The following is a 16,492-nucleotide window of genomic DNA, read 5'->3' as shown; positions in this document are numbered from 1 at the left end:
GGCTGCATGAATTTATTGACTTTTCGCCGCAAAATAATAGTCCAGGATCTTCCGCACTGCCGGAGCCGCCGCCATCGAGCCTTCGCCGCCTTCTTCCACCAATACAGTCAATGCAATTTCCGGGTTGTCGGCCGGCGCATAACAGGAAAACCAGGAATGGACCGTCCCCTTGCCCGTTTCGGCTGAGCCGGATTTGCCGGCTACAGTGGCGCCCAGCCCTTTAAACGTCGCTGCGCCCGTTCCTTCTGTCGTCACAGCGACTAACCCTTTTCTGATCGTATCCCAAATTTCCGGCTTAAGATATACCGTTCCAGCTACCTCCGGCTGATACCGTCTGATCACTTTACCGTCGTCGGCGGACAGGACCTTCTCCACAATCAGCGGCCTGTACATAATACCGCCGTTGGCTACAGCCATTAACAGCAGGGTCTGCTGCAGCGGCGTCGCCAGATAATAGCCCTGTCCAATTGCTGCAATCAGCGTCTCACCGGGATACCACGCCTGGTCATAAACAGCAAGCTTCCAGTTCTCCGTTGGGACCAGTCCGGCCGCTTCACCCGGCAGTTTAATGCCACTGGGCCGTCCAAAGCCGAAAGTCAGGGCATAACTGGCTAAACGGTCGGCGCCCAGGCGATGACCCAGCTCATAAAAAGCAGGATCGCTTGACCAGGCCAAGGCCCCGATGATATCCAAATCGCCCAGCCCTTTGGTATTCCAGCCGTAAAAGCTCCAGCCATTTAAGACATAGACACCCCGGTCATGAAAAATCTCAGTTGCGGTAGTAAGCCCTAAATCCAGCGCCGCCGCCGCAGTTACGATCTTGAACACCGAACCGGGCGGATATGCGCTTTGCATTGTTTTGTTCGTCAGCGGATGATCGTCATTCATGACCAATACATTCCAGTCTTTACTGCCAATTCCCCCGGCAAACAGGTTCGGATCAAACCCCGGACTGCTTGCTAAAGCCAACACCCCGCCGGTCTTTACATCCAAAGCGACCACAGCTCCGCCGGTCGCCGGCGCTCCCAGCCTGCGGGCCTGCAGGATTTGCTCCTTCAACACAGCTTCAGCCGTCTTTTGCAGATTGGCATCCAGGGTCAGTACCAGCCCCTGGCCTGTAGCCGCCTTTTTTTCTCCCACCAGCTGGACTTCCTGCCCCATGGCATTCACTTCAACCTGTAAACCACCCTCCTGTCCTCTCAGCAGGTCTTCCCAAATCTTCTCGATACCCGCCTTGCCAACCAGATCATTGACCTGATAGCCCTGACTTTTGCGCTGCCGGTACTCTTCCTCGCTAATTATGCCGATATAGCCCATTAAATGCGCAGCCAGTTCGTTATATAGATAGTGCCGCACCGGTATTGCTTCAATTAATACGCCGGGCAAGCGCTCTTTCCGTTCCTCAATCCTGGCAATAGTCGCGGCGTCAACATCCCGCCTCAAACGTACAGGCGTATAGGGATTATCCGCCGCGGCTTGCAGCATTTGCTTAATTTCAGCTGCGCTGCAGCCAAGAATCCCGGTTAGTATCCCCGTCGCATCATGCTCATCCGTATAGTTAACAGGAATAATTGAAATGGCGAAGGCCGGCCGGTTACTGACCAGGACTGCGCCATTCCGGTCATAAATGATCCCTCTCGGCGCCGGATCGGAAATCTGGTGAATCCGGTTTTCCTCGGCAATTTTTTTATACTGCGCGCCCTGATATAATTGCATCCACACCAATCGCAGCAGCAGGACAGCCATAGCCGCAACAACCAGTAAAGCCAAAACTTTTATCCGGCGTGATTGTTCGAGATCCCACATCGCACCGCCTCCCTTCCCTGACCTTACTATTATTTCAACAACAGCGAAAAAAATCCGGCCTGCAGCGTAATTCTGCCGGCCGGAATCATTTTTATTCTTTATTGGCAATATAATCTGTTCCCACCAAAATTGTGGCTTGCACATCCTTGCTTTCATCCTTGGTAACCTGCAGTGAATAGTGAAAAGGCATATTGGTCAGTTTATTGACAACATTGCTGTTCGTTGTATTCGACACCACAACCGTATTCCGGTAAGCCACCGTTAAATTGGCTACGCCAACCACTTCAAATCCCTGTTTTTTCAACACAGCGGCAATTTCCTTGCCTGCACTTTCCGAACCGCTGGCATTCAGCACCTCTACTTTTACCTTGGCCGGAGAGGTGGATTTAGCCTTTTGCTTTTGCTTAGCCTTTTGCTTAGACTCAGACTTTGGCTGGTCCTCTTCGTCTTTTTCATCAGCCTTGTTGTCTTTATCATCCTTGGCCGTCGTTTCGGTATCAGGTTTTACTTCCTTGGGCGTTTCCGCCACTTTCATCTCTTTGGGAATGGAGGTTTCATAGTCCCGCGCCTCCTGCCTGGCGGTAGCAGCATATTGAGCGCCCATTTCCAGGCCCAGCGTCTGGGCAAGATGTTGCCTAAGCGCCACAATATCGGGCAGCCAATAGCTGATATCGCTGATATATGCCGGTTTTCCGGGAACCATATCGGTCTTAAGCCCGTTTTTGTAGGCATCATTTAAAATCCGGGCCAGATTTAGCATTTCAGTCGTAGTCATATCTGTTTTAATTGCTGAGCTCACTTGCTGAATGATGGCCGGTATGCGGGTGATCACCGACGGGCTGGCAACCTCTTTCATCAACGCCTTGATAAATTTTTGCTGCCGCTGAACGCGGCCGATATCGCCATCTTCATCACGGTAGCGAACATATTGAATCGCTGCTTCACCATCCAAATGCTGCAAGCCCGGCTGCAGGTCAATAACCAGCCCGCCATCGCCATCATAAGGATCTTCATAATACATCCTTTTTTCAACCTCAATATCTACGCCGCCAACTGCATCAATAATTTTATTAAAAGAATGAAAATCAATCATAATATAACGGTCAATTGAAATACCCAGCAAGCCTTCCACTGCCTGCTGCGTCAGCTTATGCCCGCCATTGGCGTAGGCATGATTGATTTTATCATAACCATGTCCCGGAGTTCTCACTCTGGTATCACGGGGAATGGAAAGCATGGCCACTTCTTTGGTATTGGTATCTACAGTTACCAAAAACAGAGTATCGGAGCGGCCGACGTCATCTGAACGTTCATCCACCCCCAAAACCATAATATTCATTTTATTTTGGGCTGTCATCAATTCAGTTGGAGGATCCTCAGGCCGTTCAAATAAACCGGTGCTGAACCAATAATAAGATGCGCCGGTTGCCATTACAAATATCGACAATGCCGCCAAAACCGCAAGTATCCGTTTAATCTGGATCTGCTTCTGTTCAGAAAGACGCTTTTCCAAACGGCTCATAAATGCACTCCTTTCTTTCTGTACATTCAGAAATATGCAATCAAAAAAAACTGACTGCCCCAGCCAAAGTCAGCACTGAACTGAAACTGTCCGGCAATTCGCTTCAGTCCGGGCAGTTTCTCCATCGGCAATTATGTGCAAAGCGTTGTTTTAGCCATAATAAACAAGCCCCCTAATGGGAGCTTGTTCTAGTATAACAAAATACAACAGTTTTCGTCAAGTTCACCGGCGATAGGTCAGGCTACATCATAACCCTGCTCTTCAATCGCTGACTTTATCCGGGCAATACTAAGAATAGACGCATCGAACTCCACCGTCAATTGCTTGGCTGCCAAATCAACTTCGGCCGTTTTTACGCCAGGCAGAGCGCCAACTGCCGTTTCTACTGCATTCTTGCAATGGTTACAACTCATGCCTTCAACTATGAAAGTTTGTTTCTCCATTTGATGACCCCCTGTTTAACTGCTTTTATTTAATCATTCGCGCGGCAGTACAAAAAACCTGCCATAACAGCGTCTGATTTTCAGTCTGACGTTATTTTAAGTTTTAACCTCGGTTTGACGAAATTTCCAACCAGCCCGGCGAATTATATTTTGCACCAGCTTTGTGGCGTACTCTGCCCATTTTCAAACCGGACTTAATGGTTATTTCCCCGATATTTTCCATAAAACAACATATTTTTACGCTGGCCTCGGGGGAGTGCTTTGCAGGTTTTTATTGCAATATGCCGAATATTATTTTACTTGAAAAAGCAATTCGTAAACTATTTAAAAGAGGGAACGTATGCAACGAATTTCACTTCATAACCTCAAACCCGGAATGGTCGTCGCCCGTAATATTTATAGTGCTGACGGCCAGCTTATGCTTTGCGCCGATGTTACTTTGACCGCTGCTTATATCAGGCGCCTGCACCAGTTGGAAATCGCTTCCGTCTACATAAAACATGCCAGTTTCCCTGATCTTGAAATGCCGGAAATTTTACGGGAGGAGACACGGGTCCAAACCATTAAAAACATAAAAAAAGTGTTCGAAAATGTCCAGATTTGCAATAAGCTTGAATTGTCGGCGCTCCAGCCGACCATCCAAACAATCGTAGCTGAAATTACCCAGAATCGCAATGCAATGATTCACCTGACCGATGTCCGTTTATATGACGATTACACCTTTGCCCATTCTGTTAACGTCTGCGCCTTAGCCACCATGATTGCCGTAACCCGCGACTATACCCCGGCCCGGCTTGGCGAACTGGCCCTGGGCGCCTTGCTTCATGATATAGGGAAGACGCTAGTTCCGCTGAACATATTGAATAAGCCGGGCAAATTGTCTGATGATGAATTTATGATCATGCGCACCCATTCTGAAGCCGGCTTTGAATTACTGCGTAAATCTTGCGCTGAAATGTCGGTAGTCCCGATGCATGTTGCTTACCAGCACCAGGAACGTTATGACGGCAAAGGCTATCCGCGGGGTCTGAAGGAAGGCCAGATTCACGAATATGCCCGGATTGTGGCGATTGCTGATGTTTATGATGCCCTGACCTCCGATCGTCCCTACCGCAAAGCGATGCTGCCTCATCAGGCTTACGAGATTTTACTGGCCTCTTCCGGAACGCATTTTGACAGTGAACTGCTCCAAAGCTTTTTAAATCACGTTGCCATTTATCCGGTTGGCAGCACGGTTCAGCTCAATACCGGAGAGTTTGGCGTAGTTACCAGCGTACCGTCCGGATTGCCTTTCCTGCCGGTTATTCAGCTGATTGCCGATGCGAATAAGCAAAAACTTACTGCAGGTCAACAACTCAAGCTTGCCGAATGCCCGGGCCGCTGTATCCGGAGAGTTCTCACCGAAGAAGACGTACTGTCGCTGCTTTCCTGAAATGCCGGATAAGCTAGCTTCCTCTCCGTCTTTGCGGAACATCAACCGCTGTTTGCCCCTGTACCTCTCAAAATGATTTTTCCAGCCTAAAAATGAGAGGATATGCAGTAAAACTGCATATCCTCTCCATTTTTGTTTAATTTAAGCTTCATAGCTTTGCGTATAGGCCTGTTCCAGCACAGAGTCAGGCAGCTCGTTTTCCCAGCGGGCAACAACGACTGCCGCCACACAGTTGCCAACAACATTACAGGCTGTACGGGCCATATCCATAATACGGTCAACCCCCAGAATAATGGCTATCCCTTCAACCGGAATTCCGAAAGCGGAGGCCGTACCGGCAATAACAATCAGTGAAGCGCCCGGCACTGCAGCAATTCCTTTGGTTGACAGCATCAGGGTCAAGACCATCAGCAGCTGCTGCGATAAATCAAACGGTATGCCGTAGACCTGGGCGATAAAGACAACCGCTAAGGCGCTGTACAAGGTAGAACCGTCCAGATTAAAGGTGTAACCTGTAGGCAATACAAAAGTTACAATATGCTTGGGAACACCGAATTTTTCAAGCTTTTCCATTGCGATCGGCAACGCCGCTTCACTGGCAGCGGTTGAAAAGGCCAGAATAACAGGCTCCTTAATGGCTCTAAGCAAATGAAAGAAATTAATCCGAAAAGTGACAGTTGCACCGGTAACCAGCAGCAGGACAAACAGCACCAGCGCAAAATACAGCGAGCCAACCAATTTGGCCAGGGGAATGAGCATATCCAAGCCAAATTTGCCGACCGTGTAGGCAATCAGCGCAAATACACCGATTGGCGCCAGTTTCATGACATACCAGGTGACTTTAAACATGATCTCAGCAACACTTTTTGACAAATCAACCACCGGCTTGCCGACAGGTCCCAGTGAAGCGGCCGCAACGCCAAAGAAAGTAGAGAATAATATGATTTGCAGCATATCTCCCCGGCCAGCGGCATCCACTACGTTCGTAGGTACAATATTGACAATCATTTGCATCATATCAATCGACTTTTGGGCTGCAGCTGTTACTGTACTGGTATCGGCCGCTACACTGGTTACGCCAGCGCCCGGCTGCACGATATTTACTACCGCCAAACCAACAAACAAGGCCAATGTGGTGGCAAGCTCAAACCAAATAATGGATTTTGCACCCAGCCGGCCTAATTTTTTAAAATCACCGGTTCCGGCAATTCCCATAATCAATGAACTAAAGACCAATGGCACCACAATCATTTTGATCATCCGGATAAACATATCGCCAACCGGTTTCAATGCCACTCCGTAATTGGGAAAAATGTAGCCAAATATAATCCCAAGCATGAGGGCAATGAATATTTGAGTGGAAATACCGACTCCCTTACCTTTTGCCATTCCAAAAACCTCCCTTAAACAATTCGACGCACGGTACTAGGGTAAATATAAGTGCTTGAATATAAAAAACTACAAAATCCGACGAAACATTGTTTTGTATACTTATTCATTGTTTAAAAAATCTAAATATTCCCACAACCTCTGCCAGGAATTCATTCTTTTACAAAGATTTGGCAAAAAAAAACATCTGCATCAACCGCAGATGTCTATTCACCGGCCAGGAACAACAGGCCTTCAATAAATTTCTTTACATTAATCTTGCCATGGTACTGGCTTTTCCCGAGAATAAAGTTCATTTCCTGACGTACCTCTTTAAATTCAAATAACCCGGTACTATATAACTGAAATTTTTCATTATGATAATCATCGACGCCTAAATTGGCTAAATTCTGCATCGCTTTTATTATTGAACGCCGAATCCGCTGCTCAATTGTTTTAACATCAGTACTGATCTGCAGCGACAGCTGCTGATATACCTCATGCAGCTGGTATGACTTCCCTGAGCCATGAACAATTTGATCAATCAGCTGGGCTACCTGGTAAATATTCTTAGCCCCTGCTTCACCAATGATGCCCATATCGGAAAAAGCTTTATATATTTTCGGCCTTTTGTTTATTTCAAAACTTTGAACAGCCGGGCTTGCCGCTGTACCGGACGCTCCGGAGGCATAGCGGGCGGTTGTCTGTGATATTAACGTCACAAACTGCTTTAATTTGCGGCTTTCCTGAACTTTGTTCAGCACCGAAACAAGCTCGAGTACATTGATTGGCTTATGAATAAAAAATTCAATGCCATTCTCATACGCCTGCGTAATCATTTGCTGGCTGTCGCTTTCCGATATCATGATAAAAGACGCTGTCGTGTTGTCCCGCAGTTTTTTTATCAGGGCCACCCCATCCTGGCCCGGCAGCAGCAAGTCAACCAGTACAATATCCGGCTCTGCGTCCAGGATGATTTGCTCGGCTGACAGCCCGTCCTCGCATTCAGCCACTAAGCGCCCTAATCCCGCCTGCTCGATAATATTATAAATGATTTTTCTGATGCTGATATCATCATCAACAACGACAAATCTAAAAGACAATTGGCACACCTCCCGCTATCAATGATCATTACGATTCGTGGAGATATAAACAGCGCCGGGGCAAATGCACGGCAAAGGTAGTGCCTGTACCGGCAGCTGATGTCACTTCAATCCGCCCTTGCAGATGCTCGACCAGATTTTTCACATGGGAGAGCCCCAGACCTGTTGACATTTTACCGGTATACGGGCAAAATTTTGTTGAATAACCAGGCTGAAAAATAAGCTCATAGTCTTCCGGTTTTATCCCGCTGCCGTTATCTGAAACATAAAAGCTGACCATACTGTCATTGCTCGCTTGTTCGATTTTAATCGCGCAGCCATCCGCACAGGCCTCAATTGCGTTAATCATCAGGTTATTCAATATAGAAACGATGAGATAGTGCTGATCGGTCAAAAAATCATTTTCATAATGAAAGCTTATTGCCAATTGCTTGCCTGTCTGCCCGGTAACCCGCACGGTGTTCTGTTCAATGATAAAGAAAATTTCCGATAGGCGCAGCCCCTGTTCAATGGCCGAAGTCTCCAGAACTTTCTCAATGCCGGTAACCACCCGGTAATAATCTTTTTTTACTTCATGGATTTCCCTGGCTACCGCCAGCGCCCGGCCTGCCTGCTCCTCACACCCCGGCCGCTGACGCTCGTTCAGGTTCTGATACAGCAGGTAGCTCTGCTCCATTATGCTTTCAATATTCTGGGATGATTTTTGCAAATAATACAATTCTGTCTTTAATTGCGCAGCCAGTACCGTAAGCTCGGCATAACGCGCTAACCGGTCTTCAGCCAACGCAAAATCCCGGTATTGTTTAAGGGCATAATAGCTGGCAATAGCGATTACCGGCCGCAACACCCCCACAGTTGCCACAGTTACCAGCAAAGTCTCAATATTTGCCGTGAACAGTTCTGAACGAACCAGCAACTCCATACAATTACTTAGAATATCCGCCAGGCTGAGCAGCAACATCAATCCCAGCGCATGCTGCAGATAAGCCCGGATGTTAAAAAATCTAAAACAGGCGCCATAGGCGAAGTAATAGACAATTGCCGGCCAATTGTGTCCTATGGCAATCGCAAACTCGGCTAATCCGTACGGCAGATAAATGATGCTTCGCATGAAAAAGATTGCCAGGCCGCTGCAAGCTGCGGTGGTGATGATTGGCAATCGCGGAAAATACAATAGCAAAGCTGCTAAAACAGCAACCCCCAGGGTAAAGCGAAAATGGCTTTGAAAAAAAGGGTACACAAATACCATTCCGGCCAGCGCCACCAGCACGATTGAATTGATCATTAGTTTATGTTGGTCATACCATTGTTTTAACAAAGCGGTTCACCTGTAAAAGCAATTTGAAATTACCAAACCCCAATGGCTAGTTTAAATTGTTGCAATTATATATTATAGCCTGAATAAGTTTCTAATACAACCTCCTGCCGCCCGCCTGAAAAAGTTGCCTGGCTAAGAGCCTCGCACCGTAGCCTGAAATACCAAAAAAAGCCGGATTACTGCGTCTGGTTGAGTAGTCAGGCAGTTATTTCCGTCAATTAAGAATAACCGCAATATTCAAGCTGCTGCGCCAGGGGCATTTTTCCCCTAAACCATATATAATATTTCTAAGGCTTGGCCATACTAAAGCATCACAAGCATCAAGCTATAGACCCTTCTCAATCCGCTTGAAAAAGCTCTATTTTGACCGTGTGAAGCGTAATTCTTAGTATAATAAGGGGGAGTGTGTTCTTATGACTGATTCGAAAGGTCTTACTGTAATGCCACCACTTGACGGTCCTGCAGTGAAATTAATTGAGGAGGCAATTGTTAATTCTCCCACCAAGACCATTTTTCTGGAAATTAACAATGCGATTTATCAACTTTCCCGTGAAGGACGCTGGTTCAAGTTTTCCCAGCTTACGAAAAAAAGAACGATTAAACGTTCGGCTATTTACGAAACAATAACCGAAATATACAATCAGTTGGTGCATGGCCGCGCCTGGCACATTCAGTACTCCGGCGCTTAATTAAAGCAATTGTCGCAAAGATCGGCTTATGGCCGTAAACACTATGTCTGTTAAAACGCAAACTTCCGTCTATAAAAAATGTTACCTGGTTTTCCAGGTAACATTTTTATGTTACTTGCTGATTTTAACGCCACACCTTACGGCAAACAGTCAGAAAATCCGCCAGCACCTGGGCCGTCAGCCCCCAGATAACCCGGCCTTCATACTGGTAAAACAGGACCTCATAAGTCCGCCGCCGTTTCCATTCGGAACTATAGTCCGGCACTAACGCAAAAGGAAAATCATCCAGCGGACGGTTGCCCATCTCCATATGGGCGGCAAGCGGCTCAGACGCCAGCAGAAAGTCCAGTGGCACCGTAAAAACCTCGGCCACTTCATCATGGCTTAAATGAAAGTTAGCAGCAATGATGCGCCCAATATGAGGCTTTAAAATAACGCCAATCGGGCTGACTACTTCGTTCATTTCACCGAGAACTTGAATATTTCCGGGGCTTATCCCAAGTTCTTCAGCGGTTTCGCGCACAGCAGTCGCTTCACTGTTTATATCCAACGTTTCCACCCGGCCGCCGGGAAAACACACTTCGCCGGGCTGCCAGCTCAATTGACTGGCGCGCACTTCAAATAAAACAGCAAGCGCATTGTTCCTTTCAACTAATGGAATAAGCACAGCAGCCGGAAAAAAACCCATCCCGTTTACGCTATCTTTTGCGCTCTCAGCTAAGGCCGCTTTTAGCTCAACCAATAATTGACTGTTCATAGTATCCTCCTGTGATTTATTGCTTATTACGGGATTTATTGAATTCTAATCATAATGGCGGTCGCATCATCGGTGCGGCTTTTACTGCGGGACAGGCTTGTCAGCTGTCCAATCGCCCGGCCATAGTCGGCCAGTTGGCAGGAACCTTCGCCAAGCAAGTCATACAGTCCATCGCTCAAAAAATAAAACTTATCACCGGCGGCAAAGGGAATGGTATGCTGTTCAAAATCTCCGTCCGGCAGCAAGCCGATAAAAGTACCTGGTGTTTTAATCATTCCATGCGCCTGTTTAGTATATGCCAAAAAATAATTGATGCCTGCTGCAACATAGGTTAGCGTATGCTCGTTAAAATCAAGTTCAAAGGCGATAAGCCCGGCAAATGAATCTTCCGTAAAACACGAACTGGAAATAAGATTTAGCTCGGCTACCCGCTCAGCAAGCGAAGCCCGCTTTTCAAAAACAGGTCTGCCCAATACTCTCAACGCCGATGTCTGCAAGGCTGTCGGCAGGCCATGACCCATAACATCGGCAATATAACCCACGAATTTGTTTGCTCCCTCCAGCCGGAAATAATCAAAAGTATCGCCGCTAACCAAAGTATATGGTTCATAAATCGTGTTAATTACTAATTTGTCATTCGTTAATGCGGGCGGCAGGAAACTCCGCTGGATTTTTCCGGCCAGCGATACTTCCTCGCGCAGCCGGCCCTCGGCTAACTGCAGGGCAGTCTCAGCCTCTTTTCTGGCTGTTATGTCCTCTTTTACCGCCAAATATTTGGTAATCTTGCCATCCGTGTTTTTTATTGCTGATATGGATGCCAGTTCCCAGTATAAATCACCGTTTTTTTTCTTATTATGAAACTCGCCCCGCCATTCTCCGCCAGCAGTAATCGTCTCCCATAATTCCTGGTAAACTTCCGGCGGCTGTTCCCCGGATTTTAAAATGCGCGGATTCTGTCCAAGCGCTTCTTCCCGGTCATAACCAGTAAGCAGGCAAAATTTTGAATTTACATATTCAATCTTGCCTTCCAGATCGGTAATTACAACACTGCTGGGATTTTGCTCAATGGCATGGGACAAATAAATCAATTTATTTTCCAGTCTTTGGCGTTCGGTAATATCCCGCACAATTAGCAGAAGCGGCGCAGCCCCGCCCTGCTCAACTTCGCACACCCTCAATTCAGCCGGAAAGCTGCTGCCGTCTTTCCGGAAATGAATGGCTTCCACCAATCCGCAGCAGGGCTGGCCGCCGGCGGTAAAAATGCTTATGCCGCCGCCTAATTCATTTAAAGTCATTGTCAGCATCTCGGAACGCTCATAGCCATAGGCCTGAACAGCCGCATCATTTACTGCTGCAATGCGGCCGCTGCTGTCCAAAAGCAGCATAATTTCACAAACACTGCGCCACAAATGCTCAAAAATGGGCGGCTGTTGATGATCACTACTCATTACTACACCTATTCCCGGCAGACCGGAAACAGCATCAGCCTAATTCTGCGACAACAGGATGTCTCCCCTAAAGCTTCGTAGTCGTCAGCCGACATTATGGCCCCGCCTCCGTTAGCGCCTGCTTTGCATAAACGCTGCTTTACGCACAGTTTAAGATTGACGTGCTTCAGCCGTAACCTGTTATTGCAATTCAAATACCTTGTTCAGTCGGGTCAGTTCAAATAGTTCCTTAACGATTCCGCTGAGACCCTTGATGATTACTTTGCCGTTATTCTGCAGCGCCCGCTTATGGATAGCCACAAGCACGCCCAAACCCGAGCTGTCAATATACTCGACGCTGGCCACATTAATACAGAAAATACTGTGGCCTTTGTCAATATAATCAATTAGCTGTTCACGCAGGCTTGCCGCTTCCTCGACATAAATACTGCCATTCAGCGTTACTGTCACCTGCTTATTTTCAACGGAGAACTCGCTGGTCATGATACCACTCCTTATTGCCTAAGTTAAATTTTAAACCGCTCAACAGAACCGCGCAATTCATTGGCCATTGCACTGGTTTGCTCAGCGCTGCTTGCAACCGTCTCGACGGCTGCGGTAGTTTCCTGCGTAGCGGCCGCAACCTGCTGCGCATTGGAGGCCATAGTCTCAATGCCGGTAGCAACGGTATTAATCAACTGAACAATTTTATCCGATGTGGCAACCTCATCATCGGTAACACTGACGATCTGCTGCATATCCGCAACCGTTCCCTGAACCGCCTCCAGAATATGTCCCAGCGCCAGGCCCGCCTTTTGCACCGATTCAACGCCTGCTTCAGCTTCCCGTCTGCTTTTCTGCATTGAAGAAACAGCGGCCGATGTACTTCCGGCAATCTTTTGCACCAATGCGGTCACCTGCTCAGCCTCTTTATTGGAGTGCTCGGCCAGTTTTCGGACCTCCTCGGCAACTACAGCAAAGCCACGTCCGGCTTCTCCGGCTCGTGCGGCCTCAATAGCGGCATTTAAAGCAAGCAGATCGGTCTGCTTGGCAATACCGGTTATAGTATCTGTGATATTGCCGATTTGCTCAGAATAATGGCTTAAAGCAACAATCAACTCTTCGGTAGCCACTGTCTGATTTTTAATGTTATCCATCCGGGACACAGTCTCTTCTACCGTGGCTTTTCCATTTTGCGCCGCCGACAACGTCGCTTCGGAATCCTTGGCGGAAGCTGCCGCACACTTCTTGGCAATTTGAATTAAGGCTGATAACTGGAGCAATACCTCCGATGTCTCAATTGCCGATTTTGTACTGTTATCCGCTTCACCGGCCACCTCATCAATATTTTTGGCAACCTGAGTCGCGGTTGAGGCAACCTGTTCACTCGACGCCGCCATTTCTTCCGATGCAGCAGCCAGTTCCACAGCAGCTTTACGCACAACGCCCACGACTTCCGACTGATGTGAAATCATCGCATTAAAGGCAGTCGTAAGCTGGCCGGTTTCGTCCGATCCATATACCTCGCCGCGCACGGTTAGATCGCCGTTGCCGGCGTTGTCCATAAGCTGCTGCATATGTTTAACCGGATCAACCACCATCCTGGCAATCGCAAAACCCAGCCCCGCGCATACCGCAATGGCAATCACCATGATAAACAGCATAATTGTGACAGAGCTTTCGTATTCCGCTTTGATTTCATCATTGGTATCGTTTATTTTCCGGTCATTATATTGCGAAATTTCTTCCCTTAGCACCCCTGTTTGGTCTAAAAGCGGCAAAGCCTTTTGTTTAAAATAAGCGTAGGCTTCCTGATTGCGGCCTGTCAGCGCCAGGCCGACAGCAGTCTCACGTTCCTCACGGTAAACTTCGGCCAGTTGCTTATATTTAGCAATTCGCTCGGCTTCATAAGCATCCGGGGCAAAGGCTTCATAGCTGGTGAACATTTCATCCATTTGCTGAGTGATTTGTTCCAGTTCAGCGCTCAATTGCCGCTGCAGGTTTTGATCTGTAGCAAAAAGCAGTTCCATTGTTCGCGCTTCAGCTAAACGGGACAGCCGCCGGGTATCATTCACCAGCATGGCCGGCACCACCCTGTCCTCATACATCTTATGAGAATTATCGTTCATCTTGTTCGTGTAATAGAAGCCGGTAATACTTGTGAGCAGCAAAGCTGTCGCACTCACAAGTATGATGACAAGCAGCTTGTGAAAGATCTTAAGATTGCGTAACCATGCCATACCTTCAACATCCTTTCAGTATTGATCCCACACCCGGACAGCCCTGAGTTCAGCTGCTATCCTGTCTCTCCCGGCACACGTTTCATCAACAGAACCTCATTGCCGCATTTATTATATATTACATAATCGGCGATCGCTTTCATCAAAAAAACGCCTCGCCCCGACTCCGACCAGGCAATATCCTCGAACCGCAGCGGTGCTTTTGCCGCTTGGCAGTAAGCCCCGGCAGCCGCAAACCCGGCGCCGCTATCCTTAACCCTAATAATCAGCCGCTTTCCTTTAAGCAAGCGAAATTTGACGGTGACAGTGCCGGCTCCGCTCCTGCCCCCATACTGGATGGCATTATTCACTGCTTCATTAAACGCAATAACCATTGCAGCGCATTTAGATCCAAGGGTTTGTTTAATATACTCATTTACACAATGGCGGATGACTCTATACCCTTCCTGCCCCCGAAAACTTACCTGCAACCTGTGCATAACCCCAATCCGACTCCTTTACAACCTATTACTGTTCATTAAATTTACAATGGCAATTATCATTTCAAACAGCAAATTTGTAATTATTGTTAAATAATTCGTCATTATTTGCTAATTACCTGTCTAAATCAACATAGATTTTAATAGGCAAAGGTATTTTCGGAATCGGAGCTGCGCAGCCATTATGACGGAAAAACAAAAACAGCGGCATTTAAGTGCCGCTCCAGCTACGCATTCCCGTACAGCCCTCTCCGGCCAGGCGGCAGGCCCGCCGCTGCCGGCTTGCTCAGCAATTCACTCTTTTCTTAAATAAACGGTTTGGACCGGGTAAGGTACTTTTATACCGGCCATACGATAGTTCCGGTGCAGGCGTTTAATAAATTCATGTTTGACCAAATACTGAGCCGCAAATTCCTGTACACACATAAGGACATTATACTGTACGCTATACTCGCCAAAGCTGTTAAAGCGCACAACAGGCTCATAGTCCGGCATACCCCCGGGAACTTCAGCCATCACTTCCCTGGCTGTCTCAGCAGTAATCCGTTCCACCTGCTCCAAATCGCTGTTGTAACTAACACCGATCGGCATTAGGATGATGAGCGATTTTGTCGGCAGCGAAAAATTGATAATCTTAGCTGTCGCCATTTTTGAATTCGGCACAACAATCATGTTTTCCGTCAAATCCCTGATTGAGGTATTGCGCCAGGTAATATCAATAACATAGCCTTCTTCGCCTGTGTCTAACCGAATATAATCACTTGGGCGGATTGGCCGGGAAAACAAAATATGCAGCCCGGCGAAAAAATTGGATAGCGTATCCTGCAATGCCAGAGCTACTGCCAGACCCCCTACCCCCAATGCGGTCAGTAAAGGAGTTATTGATATCCCTAAGGATTGCATAATAATTAAAGCGCCAATAATAACCAGCAAGCTAATGGTTAAATTGGTAAAAATGGAGGTCGAAGGAAACGCCCGCCGGCTCTTTTTGGCGTAAACGTTAATTACCCCTACGGCAATATGCGCTGCGGCTGCAGTAACCGATAATACAAAGATTACAATCAGCACGCTTTTGGAAATGCCGGTAATGTTGTAAGGCAGCGGAGTGACCAGCACAACGCTGTATAAACCGGCAATAAACAACCATTTAATCAAGCGCCCGCGTAATGCGCAAACGATAACTTCATCACATTCCCATTTGGTTGCATCTGCTAATTGTTTTAATTTGGTCAGCAAATACCGCTCTACGGCATAGCCAATCAATACAGCGGCTAAAATGATTGCCAAGGCTCTTCCTATTTGCGTCAAAAGCACTGATTCCGCCATTCCCTGTTCCTTTCTGACTACAATTTATCCTCTGGGCAAAAATACTCGTTCAGCATCTATTTTCTCCTCCTATGGTTGATATTAGCCAACAAAGATGAGTATTTTGAAAACAAAGCGATGCGTTGGCATCAGCACCGCCCCTTTCAGGGCCGTACTTTCAGCGTATATGACTTAACTACTGTGTTCCCTCACTGCCGTCAGCATCACCAAGGAGCATGCGGCCGTTAGGCATAAGCGGAGGTTAAGCGGCAGCGGCGCAGCGTTGCATAATGGCCGCACCCTCCGGGCCTTCTCATTCGCACAATAAAAAAACACCCGTCGCAAGACAGGTGTTTCTCAATCAGCAGCTTTCTATCCTCCCAGGCCGTTTCCAACCAAGTACTTTCGACGTATACGAGCTTAACTACTGTGTTCGGTATGGGAACAGGTGGAGCCTCGCAGCTATCGCCACTGAATCGTCAGGTGAATATCCTTGAAAGGTATATTCCCTGAAAACTTCACAGAAGATATTCATTTTAGGATGGTTTTTGCTTCGTTAGATTGTCGCGATGTACATTATGGATGTTATCGCTCCGCTCTAAC

At 47.4% G+C, this 16,492-nt stretch carries 14 protein-coding genes and 1 rRNA gene; 2 read left to right on the top strand and 13 right to left on the bottom strand.

What is annotated here, in order from left to right; all coding sequences use genetic code 11:
* Window positions 1-12: 12 nt before the first annotated feature.
* The 3 genes from mrdA to copZ form a co-directional block, all read right to left on the bottom strand.
* On the bottom strand, window positions 13-1,806 hold the full coding sequence (mrdA, locus tag BLR06_RS10630; RefSeq protein ID WP_092073335.1) for a penicillin-binding protein 2: 1,794 nt from the start codon (window positions 1,804-1,806) through the stop codon (window positions 13-15).
* Window positions 1,807-1,897: 91 nt separating this feature from the next.
* On the bottom strand, window positions 1,898-3,328 hold the full coding sequence (locus BLR06_RS10625) for an LCP family protein (RefSeq protein WP_092072695.1): 1,431 nt from the start codon (window positions 3,326-3,328) through the stop codon (window positions 1,898-1,900).
* A 236-nt stretch (window positions 3,329-3,564) separates the two neighbouring features.
* Window positions 3,565-3,771: a copper chaperone CopZ gene (gene copZ, locus BLR06_RS10620; protein WP_092072692.1), complete on the bottom strand. Its 207-nt coding sequence runs from the start codon at window positions 3,769-3,771 to the stop codon at window positions 3,565-3,567.
* A 340-nt stretch (window positions 3,772-4,111) separates the two neighbouring features.
* Between copZ and BLR06_RS10615 the strand changes: the two genes are divergently transcribed.
* Complete coding sequence (locus BLR06_RS10615) at window positions 4,112-5,203, top strand: HD-GYP domain-containing protein (protein ID WP_092072689.1); 1,092 nt, start codon at window positions 4,112-4,114, stop codon at window positions 5,201-5,203.
* Window positions 5,204-5,344: 141 nt separating this feature from the next.
* On the opposite strand, the gene BLR06_RS10610 is transcribed toward BLR06_RS10615, so the two are convergent.
* The 3 genes from BLR06_RS10610 to BLR06_RS10600 form a co-directional block, all read right to left on the bottom strand.
* Window positions 5,345-6,592 (bottom strand): dicarboxylate/amino acid:cation symporter, encoded by a 1,248-nt coding sequence (locus BLR06_RS10610; protein ID WP_092072686.1) that lies wholly within the window; start codon window positions 6,590-6,592, stop codon window positions 5,345-5,347.
* A gap of 206 nt (window positions 6,593-6,798) precedes the next feature.
* On the bottom strand, window positions 6,799-7,674 hold the full coding sequence (locus tag BLR06_RS10605; protein WP_092072683.1) for a response regulator: 876 nt from the start codon (window positions 7,672-7,674) through the stop codon (window positions 6,799-6,801).
* A 28-nt stretch (window positions 7,675-7,702) separates the two neighbouring features.
* Complete coding sequence (locus tag BLR06_RS10600; protein ID WP_092072680.1) at window positions 7,703-8,992, bottom strand: sensor histidine kinase; 1,290 nt, start codon at window positions 8,990-8,992, stop codon at window positions 7,703-7,705.
* A gap of 413 nt (window positions 8,993-9,405) precedes the next feature.
* Between BLR06_RS10600 and BLR06_RS10595 the strand changes: the two genes are divergently transcribed.
* Window positions 9,406-9,681 (top strand): hypothetical protein, encoded by a 276-nt coding sequence (locus BLR06_RS10595; protein ID WP_173812903.1) that lies wholly within the window; start codon window positions 9,406-9,408, stop codon window positions 9,679-9,681.
* 124 nt (window positions 9,682-9,805) lie between these two features.
* Here BLR06_RS10595 and BLR06_RS10590 read toward each other — a convergent pair whose 3' ends face one another.
* From BLR06_RS10590 to rrf, 7 genes are all read right to left on the bottom strand, one after another.
* Window positions 9,806-10,438, bottom strand: a complete 633-nt coding sequence (locus BLR06_RS10590; RefSeq protein WP_092072677.1) for an NUDIX hydrolase — start codon at window positions 10,436-10,438, stop codon at window positions 9,806-9,808.
* A 35-nt stretch (window positions 10,439-10,473) separates the two neighbouring features.
* The gene (locus tag BLR06_RS10585; RefSeq protein WP_092072674.1) at window positions 10,474-11,886 is read right to left on the bottom strand and encodes a PAS domain S-box protein; all 1,413 of its coding nucleotides are present in this window, start codon (window positions 11,884-11,886) and stop codon (window positions 10,474-10,476) included.
* Between the two features lie 180 nt (window positions 11,887-12,066).
* On the bottom strand, window positions 12,067-12,369 hold the full coding sequence (locus BLR06_RS10580; protein ID WP_092072671.1) for an STAS domain-containing protein: 303 nt from the start codon (window positions 12,367-12,369) through the stop codon (window positions 12,067-12,069).
* Between the two features lie 23 nt (window positions 12,370-12,392).
* On the bottom strand, window positions 12,393-14,105 hold the full coding sequence (locus tag BLR06_RS10575) for a methyl-accepting chemotaxis protein (RefSeq protein ID WP_092072668.1): 1,713 nt from the start codon (window positions 14,103-14,105) through the stop codon (window positions 12,393-12,395).
* A gap of 56 nt (window positions 14,106-14,161) precedes the next feature.
* Window positions 14,162-14,584 (bottom strand): ATP-binding protein, encoded by a 423-nt coding sequence (locus tag BLR06_RS10570; protein WP_092072665.1) that lies wholly within the window; start codon window positions 14,582-14,584, stop codon window positions 14,162-14,164.
* A 294-nt stretch (window positions 14,585-14,878) separates the two neighbouring features.
* The gene (locus BLR06_RS10565) at window positions 14,879-15,910 is read right to left on the bottom strand and encodes a mechanosensitive ion channel family protein (protein WP_092072662.1); all 1,032 of its coding nucleotides are present in this window, start codon (window positions 15,908-15,910) and stop codon (window positions 14,879-14,881) included.
* A 338-nt stretch (window positions 15,911-16,248) separates the two neighbouring features.
* Window positions 16,249-16,365: ribosomal RNA gene (gene rrf / locus BLR06_RS10560) — 5S ribosomal RNA — on the bottom strand.
* Window positions 16,366-16,492: the final 127 nt, after the last annotated feature.

The organism is Dendrosporobacter quercicolus (assembly GCF_900104455.1).
In the GTDB taxonomy this organism is placed as follows: domain Bacteria; phylum Bacillota; class Negativicutes; order DSM-1736; family Dendrosporobacteraceae; genus Dendrosporobacter; species Dendrosporobacter quercicolus.
The sequence above is the reverse complement of the archived record's forward strand: the minus strand, read 5'-3'. Positions and strand labels throughout refer to the sequence as shown.